Annotated in this window: 8 protein-coding genes; 7 read left to right on the top strand and 1 reads right to left on the bottom strand. The window is 48.2% G+C overall.

Going from position 1 to position 17891, the window contains the following annotated elements; translation table 11 throughout:
* Window positions 1-2 precede the first annotated feature (2 nt).
* Complete coding sequence (locus BST99_RS12840; RefSeq protein ID WP_105002150.1) at window positions 3-1607, top strand: RagB/SusD family nutrient uptake outer membrane protein; 1605 nt, start codon at window positions 3-5, stop codon at window positions 1605-1607.
* 75 nt (window positions 1608-1682) lie between these two features.
* Window positions 1683-3806 (top strand): glycoside hydrolase family 97 protein, encoded by a 2124-nt coding sequence (locus BST99_RS12835; RefSeq protein ID WP_105002149.1) that lies wholly within the window; start codon window positions 1683-1685, stop codon window positions 3804-3806.
* A 57-nt stretch (window positions 3807-3863) separates the two neighbouring features.
* Here the strand turns inward: BST99_RS12835 and BST99_RS12830 are convergent, their stop codons facing one another.
* Complete coding sequence (locus BST99_RS12830) at window positions 3864-5537, bottom strand: sodium:solute symporter (protein ID WP_105002148.1); 1674 nt, start codon at window positions 5535-5537, stop codon at window positions 3864-3866.
* A gap of 170 nt (window positions 5538-5707) precedes the next feature.
* Here BST99_RS12830 and BST99_RS12825 point away from each other — a divergent pair, with 170 nt between their 5' ends.
* The 5 genes from BST99_RS12825 to BST99_RS12805 all read left to right on the top strand — a co-directional run bounded on the left by BST99_RS12825 (window position 5708) and on the right by BST99_RS12805 (window position 17878).
* The gene (locus BST99_RS12825; RefSeq protein WP_105002147.1) at window positions 5708-8992 is read left to right on the top strand and encodes a VCBS repeat-containing protein; all 3285 of its coding nucleotides are present in this window, start codon (window positions 5708-5710) and stop codon (window positions 8990-8992) included.
* Window positions 8989-12327, top strand: a complete 3339-nt coding sequence (locus BST99_RS12820) for an FG-GAP-like repeat-containing protein (protein WP_105002146.1) — start codon at window positions 8989-8991, stop codon at window positions 12325-12327. Before BST99_RS12825 ends, BST99_RS12820 begins: the two co-directional genes overlap by 4 nt.
* Window positions 12328-12408: 81 nt before the next feature.
* On the top strand, window positions 12409-15582 hold the full coding sequence (locus tag BST99_RS12815; protein ID WP_245916268.1) for a CRTAC1 family protein: 3174 nt from the start codon (window positions 12409-12411) through the stop codon (window positions 15580-15582).
* A gap of 38 nt (window positions 15583-15620) precedes the next feature.
* Window positions 15621-16958: a vanadium-dependent haloperoxidase gene (locus tag BST99_RS12810; RefSeq protein WP_105002144.1), complete on the top strand. Its 1338-nt coding sequence runs from the start codon at window positions 15621-15623 to the stop codon at window positions 16956-16958.
* 8 nt (window positions 16959-16966) lie between these two features.
* On the top strand, window positions 16967-17878 hold the full coding sequence (locus tag BST99_RS12805; protein WP_105002143.1) for a GyrI-like domain-containing protein: 912 nt from the start codon (window positions 16967-16969) through the stop codon (window positions 17876-17878).
* Window positions 17879-17891: the final 13 nt, after the last annotated feature.

Below are 17891 nucleotides of genomic sequence, written 5' to 3'. Positions count from 1 at the left end.
TAATGAAAAGAAACAATTTCAAATTTGTTTGGGGTGTTGCCTTTAGCGCACTACTCGCGGTTTCCTGTACAGACTTGGAAATCGAAGAATCAGACTCCATTTTCCCTCCGGAAGACAACGCTGGGTTTACTGGAGTAACTGATCCCGCGTCCTCATTGGACCAGTTGTACAACGATTTTTACGGACAACACGGTGATCAGGCTAACTTCTTTGCACTGCAAGAAGTAACTACAGACGAGCAGTTGGTTCCTACGCGTGGAACTGACTGGGGTGATAACGGTATCTGGAGAACACTTCATGCGCACACCTGGACTCCAACTCACCAGTTTATCCTGAACACTTGGAACCAGTTTAACGAGTCTGTTTTCCGTGCTACGGAAATTATCGATCCTCGTTCAAACGCTTCTGCTGAAGTAGTTGCTGGTGCTAAGTTCATCCGTGCATACCGTGCATGGGTAGTTATGGACATGTGGGGTGTACTTCCTTTCCGTGAAGTAGACGAAGGACCAGAAATCAACCCTCGCGTTCTTTCTAGAACTGAGGCTTTGGATTTTGTTTTGGCTGATCTTGATGACGCCATTGCTGGTCTTCCTGCAACTGCTGCTCTTTCTCAAGATGACTTGCGTTTTGCTTCTAAAGCTGCCGCTCGTTTCTTGAAAGCGCGTGTTCTCTTAAACAAGCACATCTACAACGGCTCAGGTACTCCTGATTCCGCTGATATGGCTGAAGTGATTTCTTTGGTTGATGCTATTGCTGCTGATGGTTTTGGACTACAAGCTGGTTACTTCGAACTATTCCGTCGTAGCGCTGACACAGAGACCATCATGTGGGTCCGAGCTGCTGTTGGTAACCGTATCTTTAACGGTCTTCACTACAACTCTACTGGTATTTCTGGTGGTGGATGGAATGGATTCTCTACACTAGCTGAATTCTATGACATGTTCGAAGGTGCTGGAGACAGCAACCGCGGTGAATTGGATGGTACTCCTCTAGACGGTCAGGAAGAGCGTCGCGGATGGGTTCCCTCTGCTGGTACTCCTTTCTCAGGAGCTGCTGGAACTTCTGACAATGGAGGTTTCGAAGATGGATCTAACGTTGGTCTTGGTTTCCTAATTGGACAACAGTACGCTCTTGATGGTTCTCCATTGAATGACCGTCCTGGTAACCCATTGGTATTCACGAAGGCTTTCCCAGGTCTAGTTGGTAACAACGAAAGAACTGGTGTTCGTGTACAGAAGTACGCTGCTCGTTACGGAGCTTTCGACGATCATCAAATCCTTTTCCGCTACTCTGACGCTCACTTGATGAAAGCTGAGGCGATGATGCGTTCTGGAGGTGATCCAACTGCAATGGTTAACGAACTACGTGTTCTTCGTGGTGCTGCTCCTATCGGTGCTGTATCTGAAGCAGACCTATTGGCTGAGCGTGGACGTGAGCTTTATGTTGAGTTCGTACGTCGTACGGACATGATCCGTTTCGGTCAATTCACAAGAGATTGGGAATTCAAAGATGCTGGAGCTATCGGAAATGCAAATCGTTCTGTATTCCCTATTCCAACCAACGCTTTGCTTTCTAATCCAAACTTGGTACAGAATCCTGGATACTAATCCTAGAGTTTACTCATACAAGAAACCGCTCCTGTTGGAGCGGTTTTTTTATTTTAGACCAAATCCTATTCGATAATGATTAAGAAAATACTTCCCGTAATATTCACGGCTATACTTCTTGGTAGTTGTTCTCAAGAACCACAGAGCATCTCCGTCAGTTCTCCTTCCAAAAACAACAGGATCCAAATTATCCAGTCCTCCAAAGGACGCATAGGCTATGCTGTTTTTCACGATAACGCCATGGTCCTCGATACTTCATGGCTTTCTTTTGACCTCTACGAAGCCGATCCGATTGGTCAAAACCTGATGATTCAAACAGCCACCATCAGCACGCATGACGATACCTGGCCCATGCCCTGGGGCGAACAAACCGAGGTTCGCAACCACTATACGGAACTACAGCTCGTTCTTCAAGAGACCGATGAGAATGCCCGACAGATGGAACTTTACTTTAGAGCCTACGACGACGGCGTCGCTTTTCGATACGCCTTTCCGGAACAAGAGGGAATTGACAGCCTTAAAATTCTAGAAGAGAACACCGAATTCTCTTTGACGGGTGATCACACCGCCTGGTGGATCCCTGGTGACTGGGACATCTATGAACACCTTTACACCAAGTCCAAGGTATCGGAGATCGATGCTCTATCAAAACGAGATCATCCGGATCTAGCCGCTACCTATATTCCCAATAATGCAGTGAATACACCTGTTACCCTGCGTACCGGTAGTGGCATTCACCTCAGCTTCCACGAAGCGAATCTAACAGACTACTCCGGAATGACCCTGGGCGTTGATAAGGAATCCCTTCAACTCAAAAGTATTTTGGTCGGCTCTGAAAATAGACCCTATAAAGTTAGTCGGGCCCTCCCTTTCGCTACTCCCTGGAGAATGGTTCAAATAGCAGACCAGGCCACGGATCTAATCGATTCTAGATTAGTCGTCAATTTGAATGAGCCCAATAAACTGGGCGACGTCTCCTGGATAGAACCGAAGAAGTATGTCGGTATTTGGTGGGAAATGCACATGAACACTTCGCGTTGGGATTACGGAATGACTAAGGATACCAACAAGAACTGGATCGATACCGGGAAAGCCCACGGCAAACACGGAGCGACTACCGCAAACACCAAGCGCTATATCGACTTTGCTGCAGCGAATGGCATCAAAGGGGTACTCGTAGAAGGCTGGAATACGGGCTGGGAAGAGTGGATCGGATTTGAGGACAGAGAAGGCGTCTTTGACTTTGTGACCTCCTATCCCGATTACGATCTGGAGGAAGTGACCAACTACGCTAAGGAAAGAGGGGTAGAGATCATCATGCACCACGAAACTTCCTCTGCAGTCAAAACCTACGAACAACAAATGGATACCGCCTATGCCTTGATGAAAAAATACGGTATTGGTTCTGTAAAAACCGGATATGTCGGTAAAATCATTCCGAAAGGAGAATACCACCACGGACAGTGGATGGTCAATCATTACCGCAAGGTGCTGGAGACCGCTGCGAAGTACCAGATTGCGATCAATGCCCACGAACCTATCAAGGCCACAGGGATACGCAGAACCTACCCCAACGCTATCTCCAGAGAAGGGCTACGGGGTCAGGAATTCAATGCCTGGTCCAGTGAAGGTGGTAACCCGGTAGAACACCTGCCCATTGTAGCCTTTACCCGTATGCTGGCTGGACCTATTGACTTCACCCCTGGTGTCTTTGATATTATGTTGCAAGAGAAGCCCGATAACCGCGTCAACACAACACTGGCTCAGCAATTGGCCTTGTACGTGGTGCTCTACAGCCCCATTCAAATGGCCTGTGACTTTCCGGAGAACTACGAGGGCAGTATGGCCTTTGGCTTTATTCGCGATGTCGCTGTTGACTGGGAAAAGAGTATCACCTTGAATGGAGAAGTCGGCGAGTACGTTACTATTGCTCGTAAAGAGCGTAACGGAGATCGCTGGTTCGTCGGCAGTATCACCGATGCAAAGGCCAGAGACATTGTCATCAATTTCGATTTCCTGATGCCTAACCAGTCCTACCGGGCGCGTCTGTACCAAGACGGAAGAAATGCGGATTACAAAACAAACCCCAATGAACTGCAAATCGAAGAGCGCATCGTCAACAGCAATTCGATGGAGTTCTTTAAACTCGCTTCGGGCGGAGGATTGGCCATCAGCCTCACTCCGATAGAAGGAAAATAATCCCAAAGAAAAACCCGGCTCGAAAGGCCGGGTTTTTTATTTCAATTTATTCGTTCATTACCAGAACCACACCCACATCACAAGGACTACGGCGATAATGGCCAGGGTCAAGTAGAACTCCTTGTTGGTCCACAAAGACAGCTTATCTTCCGCATTCTTTTGATAGACCAAGACCGGATCTACTTCTTTCGCTGTTTTCGTAGTACTTAAACTAACGGTAACCATTACAGCAATGCTCACCACAAAGAGGAAGATGGCGTAGTGCAAGAAGTTCATCGTCACCAAAGTACCGAGCAAGGAAGTCTCGTCAATTTTCAGTCCACTTTCCTGACTCATATACTCCAAGACTAAACGCCCGATTCCCAAAACAAAACCAGTCCAAAGAGCAGCCAAGGCTCCCTTACCATTGATCTTCTTGTAGAAGATTCCGAGCAAGAAGGCCGCTGCAATTGGCGGTGATATATAGGCCTGTACACTTTGCAGGTAGCGGTAGATTCCTCCCCCTTCAGTCAAGGCCTGCATGAATGGAATCCAAGCCAATCCTACCAAAACCAATACTACGGTAGCTAGACGTCCTACGTTGACCAACTCCTTCTCAGAAGCATTCGGCTTCCATTGCATATAAAAATCAAAGGTGAATAAAGTAGAGGTGCTATTAAACACACTGGAAAGGGAACTCATTAAGGCCGCCAAAAATCCAGCGACCACTAAACCTTTAATCCCTACAGGGAGTACCCGCAAAATCAAAGCAGGAAGGGCCGCATCTGTCGTTGTTTTTACCTCTCCCGTGATCGGATTAGCTACCGTAAATAAATCAGGGAATTCGGTAACGGAAAGCGCATAGGCTACAATACCAGGAATTACAAAGATGAAAAGCGGAAGAAGCTTCAAAACAGCCCCAAAAATGGTTCCTTGGCGAGCTACATTGACATTCTTCGCAGAAAGGACTCGTTGCACAATAAACTGATCTGTACACCAGTACCAAATCCCCAAGATCGGTGCCCCTAACAAAACCCCCGTCCAGGGGTATTCTTTATTTCGCCATAAACTCATAAAGGTATCAGGCTCTGGAGCGTTGGCTTCGATAGCGAGCATTACGTTATCCCAGCCCCCAATGGCTTCAAGACCATAGTATGTACAAGCTACGCCTCCTAAAATAAAGATGATAGACTGCACCATATCGGTATACACCACCGCTTTGAGCCCTCCGAAAACCGTATAAATACCTGTGGCAATAACGGTGATCAGCGCTCCGGTCCAAAATTCAATCCCAAGCAAGACCTCAAAGACTAGCGCCCCGGCGAATATGGTAAAGGAAATTTTTGTCAGTACATAAGAGATGATGGATACAAGAGAGAGGTACATTCTCGATCCCTTGTTGTAGCGCTTCTCCAGGAATTCTGGCATGGTAAAGACCCCACTCTTAATGTAGAAGGGCACAAAAACCCATCCGAGAAGGAGAAGAATAAGAGCCGCTAAAATCTCGAACTGGGCTTCCGGGAAAGCACCCCGTGCTCCTGCACCGGAAAGTCCAATTAGGTGCTCTGATCCAATGTTACTGGCAAAAAGCGAGGCACCGATGGCGAACCACCCGAGATTGCGGCCTCCGAGGAAGTAATCCTTCGAACTGGCACCACTCTTTTCTTTAACAGTTACAAACCAGGCGATTCCAAAGACCAGCAAAAAGTATCCGGCGATCACCACAACATCCCATACGGCTATATTTCCCATAAATTCATTAATTGGTTGAATCGCAATTTAGGCTTTTTTTGATTTTTCAATGCCCGCTTTTCCTCTTCTTGTTTAAAATCATTATTGCAGGATAAACAGCCTAAAAAGTTTTGCAAAATCAAAAGTCCGATCCCTCGAGAATCCTTATATTTCGCCCGCGGAAGAACAGAATGAAAAGGAAAGGATTACCCATATTTTTAAGCAGTTTACTGCTCCTCATAACAGCCTGCCAAAACGAAGATAAAGCCGGATTCACCTCCCATCGGGCCTCCAAGACTGATGTTGATTTTATCAACCAGCTGACTCCCCGTCCTGAGCTGAATATCCTAAACTACCTCTATTACTACAACGGAAGTGGTGTAGCTGCCGGAGACTTCAATCAAGACGGTTATATCGATCTCTTTTTTGGCGGTAATGAGGTAGCGGATGAGCTCTACCTGAACCAGGGAGATTGGAAGTTCAAGAAGGTAACCGTCGAAGCCGGTCTGGACCAACAAGAAGGTTGGACCACCGGAGTGAATCAGGTGGACATCAACGGAGATGGATTACTCGACATCTATATCTGCCGGGTAGCAGGCTATGAAAAACTGAAAGGGAATAACCTCCTCTACATCAATCAAGGGAACAATGCTGATGGAACTCCGCAGTTCAAAGAAGAAGGAGCCAAATACGGATTGAATTTTTCCGGCTACGCCACCCATTCAGCCTTTTTTGATATGGATGGTGACGGCGATCTCGATGCCTTCTTACTCAACCACTCCGTACACCCCAACCGCACTTATGGCCGAGGAGATCAACGCATGGGCTTTGACCCGCGTTCCGGTGATCGCCTGTACGAGAATAAAAATGGTCGATTTGTTGACGTCAGTACCCGTTCAGGTATCTACCAGGGTAAAACCGGGTATGGATTGGGTCTTTCGGTAGGGTACCTGACCGATGATGGCCTGCCAGACCTCTATGTGGGCAATGACTTTTTTGAAAACGATTATTTCTACAAGAATACCGGTGACGGGCGCTTTGAAGAATTGCTCGCACAAAATGACAATGTACTTGGGCACACTACGCATTTCTCTATGGGAAACACCATCTTTGATCTCAACCGGGATGGACTGTTTGATCTGTTTTCCCTCGACATGCTTCCGGAAGACCTATTGACCTATAAGACTTCAGGATTGGAGTACCCCTTCCCTATATACCAACAGTACCTCAAGCGAGGCTACCATCCTCAATTCATGCAAAACACTTTGCATTTGAATCTGGGAGAAGAAAAGTTCTCAGAAATTGCCTTTCTCAGTGGGGTAGCAGCCACCGAATGGTCCTGGGGGGCGGTAGCAGGTGATTTTGATCAGGATGGGTGGGAAGACTTATTTATATCGAACGGAATTCAGGGGGCCACCAACAACATGGACTTTATCAATTTCATCGCCAACGATCAGATCCAAAAAAGACTGGACGCGGGCATGCAAGAAAAAGACCTGCCATTGATTGAAGAAATTCCGGCCAAAGCCACTCCGAACTATGTTTTTCGCAACCAGGGAGACCTTACTTTTAGCAACCAGACCAGTAACTGGCTGTCCGGTGAAAACTCCATGAGTCAGGGAGCCATCCAAGTGGATTTAGATAACGATGGAGATTTGGATCTTGTGGTGAGCAACACCAACTCTCCGGTTGAACTCCTCGAAAACACAATCTCACAGGGCAATTGGCTACAACTCGCTTTTCAAGGCCCAAAGAATAACAGCCAAGGTATTGGGGTGCGGGTACAGTTATTTTCAAACGGTGAAACCCAAAACCGGGCCCTGTTCCCAGGCAACAGTTATTTGTCATCAAACTCCAACCGTTTACATTTTGGGCTAGGGCAGGAAGAACAAATCGATTCTTTACGAATTCACTGGCCTGATGGACGTGTTCAAAACTGGATGCCAAGTGGAATCAACCAATTGGCGAAGGTCACCTATCAAAGTGATTCTCCTTTGGCCGATCAAACGACCTCCAACCCAACAGGATTACAGCTGCTCGATTCTGTGATTCCATTTGAGCACCGCGACAACGCTACCCTGGACTTTGATCGTTCTCCCTTAATCCCTTTTGCCGGTTCCAACCAAGGGCCTTGTATCGCCGTCGCAGATGTGAACCAAGACGGCCTGGAAGACGTTTTTATCGGTGGAGCCAAGGCCCAAGCCAGCGAACTCTATTTTCAGACGGAAAACGGTTTTGAAAAACAAAACATGCCCGATTTTGAAGAAAAGGGGCTGAACGAAGACACGGCAGCCCACTTCTTCGATGCCAATGGAGATGGCTGGCTGGATCTGGTGGTCGGCAGTGCCGGAAACGAATTTCAAAAGGGATCCGCCCTCGAGCCTCGTGTATACCTGAACCAAAAAGGGCAACTTACAGAGGCTGCAGGCTACCTTCCAAAAATAAGCCTGCAAAGCAGCTCCATAGAAAGCATTGACTTTGACCAAGACGGAAAAGCAGATCTGTTCTTAACGGGTCATGCCTTTGGCGGAGCCTTCGGAAAAGCACAACGCCATTACCTGCTTCGCAACACAGGAGAAGGTTTTGAAGATGTGAGTGAGCGCTGGTCTCCTCAATTGATGCAAGCCGGTATTCTCACTGATCAGGCCTGGGTGGACTGGGACAACAATGGAACGCCCGACCTGTTGGTCGTCGGTCACTGGAGTAGCCCACAACTCTACCTGAACAACGGATCTCAACTGGTTTACTCCACCCCATCGGAATGGACAGAGCTTAAAGGCTTGTGGAACAGTATTGAATTACAGGATCTCGATGGAGATGGAACCCCAGAAGTCCTGCTGGGCAACTGGGGACTGAACAGCAAATGGGAAGCCAATGCCGATCAGCCCCTACGACTCTACCGCAGTGATTTCGACAAGAACGGCAGTGTGGAACCCCTCATTACCTATTACCTCCAAGGAACCGAAACCCCTTTTTCGTCCAAAGACGATTTGGTGAAGCAAATGCCCTTTTTGAACAAGAAGTTCTTGTCATACGAAGACTTTGCTTCGGCGAGTATGGAAGAGCTCTTTGGTAAAGAAGCGCTCGCCCTGGCGGAGGTTCTTCAAGTGAATGAACTGCGTTCGGGGACGCTCCGTAAAAAGGGAGAATCCGGATGGGTTTTTGAGGCCTGGCCTCAACTGGCACAGAGCAGCCCCGTCTTCGATCTACACGCCGAAGCAACCAACGGAGATTTGGCCATCTACTTGGTGGGGAATCTGCACCAAATTAGCACACAGCTGGGTAGGTTAGATGCCCAACATGGTTTAATTTTACACCTTAACAATCAGACCAATAGCTGGGTAGTCGATAAGACTCCCTGGACATATGGTGCAGCGCGTCAAATCGCTCGCCTTAACTCAAACAAGGATACCTATTACCTGGTCGGAATCAACGATGGTCCGCTGCAGGTATTTCGTAATAGTACTGGAGAATGAAAGAACTCAAACGATTTGGAGCTGTAGTCTTGTGTACCGCTCTCTTTATGGCTTGTAGTGACGACGAGGAGCAAGTTCCCGTCGAAAAAAAGGACACCCTTTTTAGCCTGCTTTCCCCGGAAGAATCCGGCATTGACTTTGTCAATGCCGTCGAAAATCAGAAGGACTTCAATATTTTCAAATACCGCAACTTTTACAACGGGGGTGGTGTGGCCATTGGAGACGTGAATAACGATGGACTCCAAGACATCTACTTCACCGGAAATATGGAGACCAATCGCCTCTATATCAACAAAGGGGATATGAAGTTTGAGGACGTTACCGAAAAGGCAGGAGTGGCCGGTAATAAACCTTGGTCGACTGGAGTGGTGATGGCCGATATCAATGCCGATGGCTGGTTAGACATCTATGTCAGCAACGCCGGAAACCTGGAAGGAAACAACCACGACAATGATCTCTATATCAATCAAGGAGATGGAACCTTTAAAGAGATGGCGGAGCAATACAACCTGGCCAAAACAGGTTTCTCCACCCACGCCAGTTTCTTTGATTACGATCTCGATGGAGACTTGGACGCCTACATCCTTAACAACAGTAATATCCCGGTAAGTAGCTTGGGTTACGCAGAGCAACGCGAGGTGCGCGCTCAGGACTGGGAAGGAGTTCCTCATATTTTTAAAGGCGTTGGGGATATGCTTCTGCGCAACGACGACGGTGTCTTTACCGATGTGAGCGAGGATGCCGGGATCTACGGTAGTTTGATTGGCTTTGGTTTAGGGGTTCTTGTAACCGACATCAACCACGATCTTTATCCGGACATCTACGTTTCCAATGACTTTTACGAAAGGGACTACCTCTACATCAACCAAAAAGACGGGACCTTTTCTGAAGAAATCAAAAACTACACCTCCCACCTGAGTCTTTCGGCCATGGGAATCGATATTGCCGACATCAACAACGATGGGCAAAACGACATTTTTATAACCGATATGTTGCCGGAGGAAGAAAAAAGGGTCAAGTCGGTTATGGAGTTTGAAGGCTATAACGTCTTTAAACTCAAGCAAAGTAAGGACTTCTCTCAGCAGTACATTCAGAACACCCTCCAACTGAACAACGGTAACGGCAGTTTTTCTGAGGTGGCTTATTTCAGTGGTGTCGAAGCCACCGACTGGAGCTGGGCTGGGCTGATTTTTGATATGGACAACGATGGTTTGAATGATATTTTTATCACCAACGGGATCAACCACGATCTTACCGACCTCGATTTTGTGGACTTCTTCGCAAATGAAATCATCCAAAAAATGGCTTTGACTGGCCGCAAGGAGTCCATCGATTCTATTATTGCTAAAATGCCGATCAAGCCTCAGCCGAACTACGCCTACCGCAACAAGGGGGATATCACCTTTGAAAATGCGAACGAAAAATGGGGCTTTGAGATGCCGACCATGTCGAATGGAGCCGCTTATGGAGATTTAGACAACGATGGAGATCTGGACCTGGTGATCAACAATGTCAATACAGAAGCCTACGTCTACGAGAACAAAACCGAAAAGCTGGGCAACAACTCCATCCAGGTCGCGCTAAAAGGAGTAGATAAAAACCCCTATGCCTTGGGCAGTACAGTGGTCTTCTATTTCGATGAGCAAGAGGTACGACAAGAATTGATTCCATCGAGAGGATTCCAGTCTTCCATGGATTACCGTTTACACCAGGGATTGGGCAAGGTGGCTCAACTGGATTCCATTCGTGTCATCTGGCCTGACCAAAAAACACAACTCTTGACCGATGTAAAGGCCAATCAGTTGCTGCAGTTGGAGTACAATGCCGACCTGGCTTCCTATGTTATCCCGGCTCCCGCAAAAGCACAAACCCTTTTGGCACAAGTCGACCAAAAGCTGATTTCACATAAAGAAAACAACTACAGCGACTTCGATTACGAAGGCCTTATCTACCAAAAACTCTCGCAGGAAGGCCCGGCGTTGGCGACCGGAGACTTTAACGGAGACGGGCACGAAGACGTCTTTGTCGGGGGAGCAATGGATCAACCGGGACAGGTCTATTTTCACCAGGGAAGAGGCCGTTTACAGCCCAGTGTTCAGCCCGCTCTGGACAAGGATAGAAATTACGAGGACACCGCAGCCGCGGCCTTTGACGCCGACCAAGATGGAGATCTCGATTTGTTGGTCGCCAGTGGAGGAAACCAAGCGGATCAGTTCAGACGTTACCGCCCCCGCCTGTATTTAAACAACGGGAAGGGACGCCTGGAGCTTTCTGAAAAAGCATTGCCCAGCACCTTCAAGAACATGTCGGTTGTAGCACCTTACGACTTTGACCAGGATGGAGACATGGATGTCTTTATCGGTTCCCGTTCTGTCGCTGGCACCTATGGGGTAAACCCGGATCACCTCTTCCTGGAAAATACCGGAAATGGAGAATTCAGAAACAGTACGGAACGCTTAGCCTTTGACTTGAAAGATGCTGGAATGATCACCAGCGCTGTCTGGGCCGATATGGATGGAGACGAAATCGCGGATTTGGTCACCGTATCCGAATGGGGAACTCCAATCTGGTTTAAAAACAACACTCGCCGACTCTCTAGGGTGCCTGGTACGCTTGACGACTTGAGCGGATGGTGGAACTCGGTCGAGGCCAGTGACCTCGATGGCGATGGAGACCTGGATTTGGTTTTGGGTAACCAAGGAAAGAACCTGCACTACCCTGCGGTTCCCGAAAGACCGATGAAGCTCTACATCCACGATTTTGATAACAACGGAACCATTGAGCAAATCACAGCCATCTCTCGAGACGGAAAGGACTTCCCTATCCACCAAAAAAGAGAATTGACCGGACAGCTGGTTTCTTTGAAGAAAGAGAACCTCAAGGCCTCTGACTACGCTGGCCGAACGGTACAAGAGCTTTTCGCGCCTCAGGTGATGGAGCAAGCGATTGTCAAGACAGCCAAGTACTCGGCCTCATTGATTGCCTTTAACGAAGGGAACGGAAACTTCCGCATTCAGGAATTACCTTCCCCAGTGCAGTTGTCCTGTGTATGCGGGATTCAGTGCGCTGATGTCAATGGAGATGGGAACACCGACCTAATCATGGCGGGGAATAACTACGAGTTTAAGCCCCAATTCTCTCGACTTGACGCAAGCTACGGACACGTTCTTCTCGGAGATGGGACAGGGCAATTCAGCTGGCAAAACTATGCAGAAAGCGGTTTGTTTATCAAAGAAGAAGTCAAGCATCTGGCACGTTTCCAAGACAAAAACGGTCAAGCCTATTTTATAGCGGCGATTAACGATAATGCACCTCGAGTTTATGCGCTTCAATAAGACCATATTCTCCTTTGTAGGGGGATTCTTTTTCTCGCTCTGCTTTTTGCCCAATGTTCTCGAGGAGATCAACTCTTTGAATTGCGGTCTCCTGCGAAAAGTGGGGTGGACTTTAGCAATAACCTCCTTCCCGATCAGGACATCAGCATCCTAGATTATCTATACTACTACAACGGGGGCGGAGTGGCCATCGGAGACATCAACAACGACAGCCTTCCCGATATTTTCTTCACCGCCAACCAGGGGCCCAATCAACTCTACCTGAACAAAGGGGATTTGGAGTTCGAAAATGTGAGCGAAACTGCAGGAGTGGAAGGCAAAAGCAGCTGGAATACCGGAAGCGTGATGGCTGATGTGAACGGGGACGGCTGGCTTGACATTTATGTCTGTGCCGTTGTTGGTATTCAAGGCTTTCGAGGTCACAATGAACTCTACATCAACCAAAAAGACGGAACATTTAAAGAAGAGTCTGCCCGTTATGGCCTGGACCATGACTCCTACAGCAGTTCTGCTGCCTTCTTTGATTTTGACCTGGACGGAGATCTCGACCTCTACTTGCTGAACCATGCTGTTCACACCCAAGAGTCCTTTGGTCGGGTTGATTTAAGAGAAGAAAGAATTTACGAAACAGGGGACAAACTCTTGCGCAATGACGATGGCCGTTTTACGGACATTAGCGAAGAGGCGGGTATCTACGGCGGAATCAATGCCTATGGCCTGGGTTTAACGGTTTCGGATTTCAACAAGGACGGGTACCCCGATCTCTACGTGGGGAACGACTTCCATGAAGACGATTACTTCTATATCAACAACGGAGACGGTACATTTACAGAATCACTGCGGGATTATTTTGGACACAGCAGTCGGTTTTCGATGGGGAATGACGCGGCCGACCTCAACTACGATGGCCGGCCGGATTTGATTTCGTTAGACATGTTGCCGGAATCTGAAAAAGCATTGAAGAGCACGGAAGGAGACGATAACATTCAGACCCAGCGCATGCGAATCGAGCAATTTGGTTACCACTACCAATTCACCCGGAACATGCTTTTTGTCAATCAGGAAAAAGGCGGGTTTTTGGAAACCGCCCTGAGCAGCGGTGTTGCCGCTACCGACTGGAGTTGGGGTGCCCTTTTTGCCGACTACAACCTGGACGGCAAACAGGATCTCTTTATTTCGAACGGGATTCCTCAGCGTCCGAATGACCTGGATTTTATTCGTTTCGTTTCGAATGATCAGATCAAAAATAAAATTGACAACACCCGCATCATCGATCAGGAAGCCCTGGACTTAATGCCGGATGGTTATGTCGAAAATTATGTCTTCGAAGGGCAGGAGGCCTTTCAATTTGCAGACCGCTCTTCCGATTGGCTGCCTAAAGGCGCCAAAGTTTCAAACTCTGCTGCCTGGGCCGATCTGGATCGCGACGGAGATTTGGACCTGGTGACCAACAACTTGAACGAAGCGGCGAGTCTTTACATCAATACCGGAAAGAAAAAAGGAAACTTTTTGGCCCTGCAGCTCCAAGGAACAGGGATGAATCAATGGGGTATTGGCGCCCAGGTTACGGCCTATATCAACGGGAAAGCCCACTACAGAGAGCTCTTCCCTAACCGAGGGTTCCAGGCCTCATCCGAACCTCGCCTCTTCTTTGGATTAGGAGAAGCCACGCAAGTGGACTCCGTCCAAATTGTCTGGCCCGGGGGAGATCTTCAAAAGCTTCGGGCCCAAAAAGCAGGACAACACCTGGTGGTTCGTTACAATCCTACTGGGAAGCTTCCTTCGGCAAAACCGACTAAAGCGCCCCTATTTCAACTGCAGGGGGACCAGCTCGGTATTGCGTTTACGCATAAAGAAGACAATTATTCCCACTTTAACCGCGAAAAGCTCATCCCTTACAGTGTTTCCGATCGCGGACCGGCCCTGGTACAGGCTGACTTTAATCAGGACGGGAAAAAGGACATACTCTTTGGAGGGTCTAAATTCTTTCCTCCCCAACTCTTTATGGAGAACGACTCGGCCTTTTCTGCCGCCGAAGTACCTGCTGCCCTCGCTGCAGATTCCATTCAGGAATGGGTAAGTCTGGTTGCCGAGGATTTCGATGCCAATGGGCAAGTGGATATCATTGCCGGCTCAGGGGGAGCAGACTTCTTCGGAAAGGCCCCTGCTCTGAAAGACAGCTACTACCAACAAAGCGATTCTACCTTTACCAAGAGTGAGCTCGCTGACTACTTCTCCAATACCTCGGTACTGCTGAGCGCAGATATTGACGATGACGGAGATGTAGATCTTTGGGTCGGTAATCAGACCAATACAGGGCGCTTTGGACTCCCTGCTGAATCCTACCTCCTTCTCAATAACGGAGGTCGCTTCTCCATCGCCCAACGATTCAGCTTTGACGGCATGCCTACTGCTGCCGTTGACTTGGGCAGAGACAGAAATGACAAGCCCGCAGGTATCGTTGTTGTTGGGGAATGGATGGCTCCCAAAAAGTACGTCTGGGACGGTAACAAATTAAAAGAAGAAGAAGATTTTGACGGCCCAAGGGGTCTTTGGCAAAGTGTTGCGGTTTTGGATTTTGACCAAGATGGGGACGAAGATTTCTTGCTGGGTAACTGGGGAACCAACACCAAATTCAAGGCCTCTGAAGAAGAGCCCCTAAAACTGTTTACGGCAGACTTTGATGACAATGGGCAAACCGAGGCGATCACCGGAATCAGCAAGGACGGAAAATACTATCCGATAACAGGCTTGGACGATTTGGGTAGTCAGATGGTTTCTTTGCGTAAAAAATACACCTCTTATACCGCCTTTGCCGGTCAGTCCATTTCTGATATACTCGGAAAAGAAGCCTTGAAAAAGGCCACTATATGGGAAGTGGACGAATTACGCAGTGGAATACTGAAGAATAACAATGGCCGCTACGAGTTTGTTCCTTTTGACTGGCCAATGCAGTTGTCTCCGATTATGGACATGTTGGTTTACGACTTTGACGGAGACCAGCAATACGAAGTGCTGATGGGAGGAAACTACTTTGGAGTTAAGCCTTACCAAGGCCGTTTCGATTCCTTCCCGGGCGCCCTGTGGAAGGCTCCAGGTAACTACCAGCTCGGGAGCTCCCTAGGTTTGGACTGGCAACAAAAAAGCCTGCGCCATTTGCGTCGTTTAGAGAAAAACGGAGCATCCTATATTTTAGCCGTCTTTAATAACGCCGCGGCTGAAGTCTATAAAATCGACAACAATAAACAACCGTAAACGCCAGAAGGCATCCTAACTAAATAAAGTACTTATTCATGAAAACGCGTTTATCAACTCTTTCCTTCCTCGGATTGTTCGCCTTGTTTTTGGCGACCTCCTGTTCAGAAGATGAAGACATCGTCTTAGGAGCTGAAGACTACCACTCAGCGGTGGATAAAGTGACCGAGATCATGGTTCACGATATTTTTTCGCCTCCTGTTGCCAGCCGTATTTACGCCTATCCCAATATTGCGGCCTATGAGATCCTAGCGCAAAGTGAAGCCGGTTTGCCTTCTTTGGCTGGTCGCGTTCGAGAATTGGGATCCGTGCCACAAGCAAAAGATACCGCCAACCTGAATCCAAGACTGGCGGCGCTTATCGCCCACATGGAAGTGAGCAAGGCCTTGATTTTTTCTGAAGACCGTATGACTTCTTACCAAGACAGTTTGTACGCGCTTTGGGGGAAGACCAATAAAAAACAGTTTGAGGCCTCTAAGGCCCATGCTATGGTTGTTGTAAACCACATCAAGCAATGGATGGATGGCGACTTTTACAAGCAGACCCGTACCATGCCAAAATTCAGTGTGAATACGGACGATCCTTCTCGTTGGCAACCGACTCCTCCGGCCTATATGGATGGGATTGAGCCTCATTGGTCTAAGATTCGACCTTTCGCCATCGACTCCGCAGCTCAGTTCAAACCCCTGCCTCCGCCAGCCTTCTCTCTAGAAAAAGAGTCGGACTTTTACAAAGAACTTCAAGAGGTCTATGATATCAGTAACAGAATCACCGCAGAAGGGGATAGTTCTGAAGAAATTGCCATCGCTCGTTTTTGGGATTGCAACCCGTACGTTTCGGTTGTTCGTGGCCACTTGATGCTGGCGACCAAAAAGATCACCCCGGGTGCTCACTGGATCGGTATCACCAAGATTGCTGCCCGCAAGACCAATTCGGATTTTAACAAGACCGTTACCGCCTACACCCAGACCTCTATTGCCATCTTTGATGCCTTTATCAGCTGCTGGGACGAGAAGTACCGTTCAAATTTGATCCGTCCGGAGACCTTGATCAACCAGCACATCGATGACAGTTGGGAGCCTGTACTTCAAACACCTCCTTTCCCAGAGTACACCAGTGGTCACAGCGTTGTATCCGGTGCAGCTTCTGAAGCCTTAACCGATTTGTTTGGAGATAACTTTACCTTTGATGACGACACCGAATTGCCCTACGGTCTGCCGATGCGCTCTTTTACTTCGTTTAGAGCGGCCGCTCAGGAAGCAGCTATAAGCCGTATGTACGGAGGTATCCACTACCGCGCTGCGGTGGAAGTTGGAGTTGATCAAGGTCAGAGCCTGGGTAAACTCGTCGTTTCTAAGTTGAACATTACAAACTAAATTCTGTCATGAAGAAAAAAATCGCATTGGTCGCCTTAGCCCTTGTTCTAGGCAGTCTTCTGTGGTACCTCTTCCTTCGTCCCTATGATGCGCGCGCACGCTGGGAGGTAAAAGCCTTGCCCGGAACCATCAACCAAACCCTCAAGGCCTGGGATAAGTCCCTGCCTACGGATCAAGGGATTGCTCAAGGGGATGACTTGACCGAACTGATCCAACTATTGCCCTACGGAGATTCCTTGCACCAATACCGTTGGGAACTCAATCAAAAAACCGATTCAACGACACAGATCGTGCTCTACGTCACGGACAAGAACAACTCTGTTTCGAACCGCTTGGCCTCGCCGTTCTCGACCACAGCCCTGGAACAGAGAACCCTGCAAAATGTGACGGATTTTAGGACCCGCCTCAAGGATCACCTCAATAACACACGCGTGACCTTCCTGGGAGAAGAAGAGCTGGGAACGACTTTTTGCGCCTATATTCCTGTGGCCTCCACCCAGTGGGAAAAGGCGGCGATGATGATGAAACACCAGCCCCTGCTGAGCCAGGTTTTGGCCGAAAATGAAGTTCAACTCAATGGTCTTCCCTTTATCGAAGTAACCAAGTGGAACCAAACCAACGATAGCATCTACTACAATTTTTGCTTTCCGATCATCCGTTCAGAGAGGCTTCCAAACCACCCAGAAATCAAATACAAACGGCTCTTCAGCAAGAAAGTGCTCAAGGCGGAATACAACGGCAATTACATCACCTCAGACCGGGCTTGGTACGCTTTGCAGAATTACGCAGAACGCAATGGAATAGCGGTAGAAAATACCCCTATTGAGTTCTTCTACAACAACCCCAATATGGGAGGTAACGCCCTAAGCTGGAAAGCCGAGGTCTTCTTGCCCCTTAAAACAGAGGAATCCAATGAATAAATCAGCGACATTT

This window comes from Aureicoccus marinus, from assembly GCF_002954325.1.
Classification (GTDB): Bacteria; Bacteroidota; Bacteroidia; order Flavobacteriales; family Flavobacteriaceae; genus Aureicoccus; species Aureicoccus marinus.
Note: the sequence above shows the minus strand (reverse complement) of the source record. Positions and strands in the feature narration are given on the sequence as shown.

Bases quoted from the DNA above. Each gene is read 5' to 3' on its own strand.
- BST99_RS12840 (WP_105002150.1), top strand. From the start codon at position 3: ATGAAAAGAAACAATTTCAAATTTGTTTGGGGTGTTGCCTTTAGCGCA.
- BST99_RS12830 (WP_105002148.1), bottom strand. From the start codon at position 5,537: ATGGGAAATATAGCCGTATGGGATGTTGTGGTGATCGCCGGATACTTT.
- BST99_RS12805 (WP_105002143.1), top strand. From the start codon at position 16,967: ATGAAGAAAAAAATCGCATTGGTCGCCTTAGCCCTTGTTCTAGGCAGT.
- BST99_RS12810 (WP_105002144.1), top strand. From the start codon at position 15,621: ATGAAAACGCGTTTATCAACTCTTTCCTTCCTCGGATTGTTCGCCTTG.
- BST99_RS12835 (WP_105002149.1), top strand. From the start codon at position 1,683: ATGATTAAGAAAATACTTCCCGTAATATTCACGGCTATACTTCTTGGT.
- BST99_RS12825 (WP_105002147.1), top strand. From the start codon at position 5,708: ATGAAAAGGAAAGGATTACCCATATTTTTAAGCAGTTTACTGCTCCTC.
- BST99_RS12820 (WP_105002146.1), top strand. From the start codon at position 8,989: ATGAAAGAACTCAAACGATTTGGAGCTGTAGTCTTGTGTACCGCTCTC.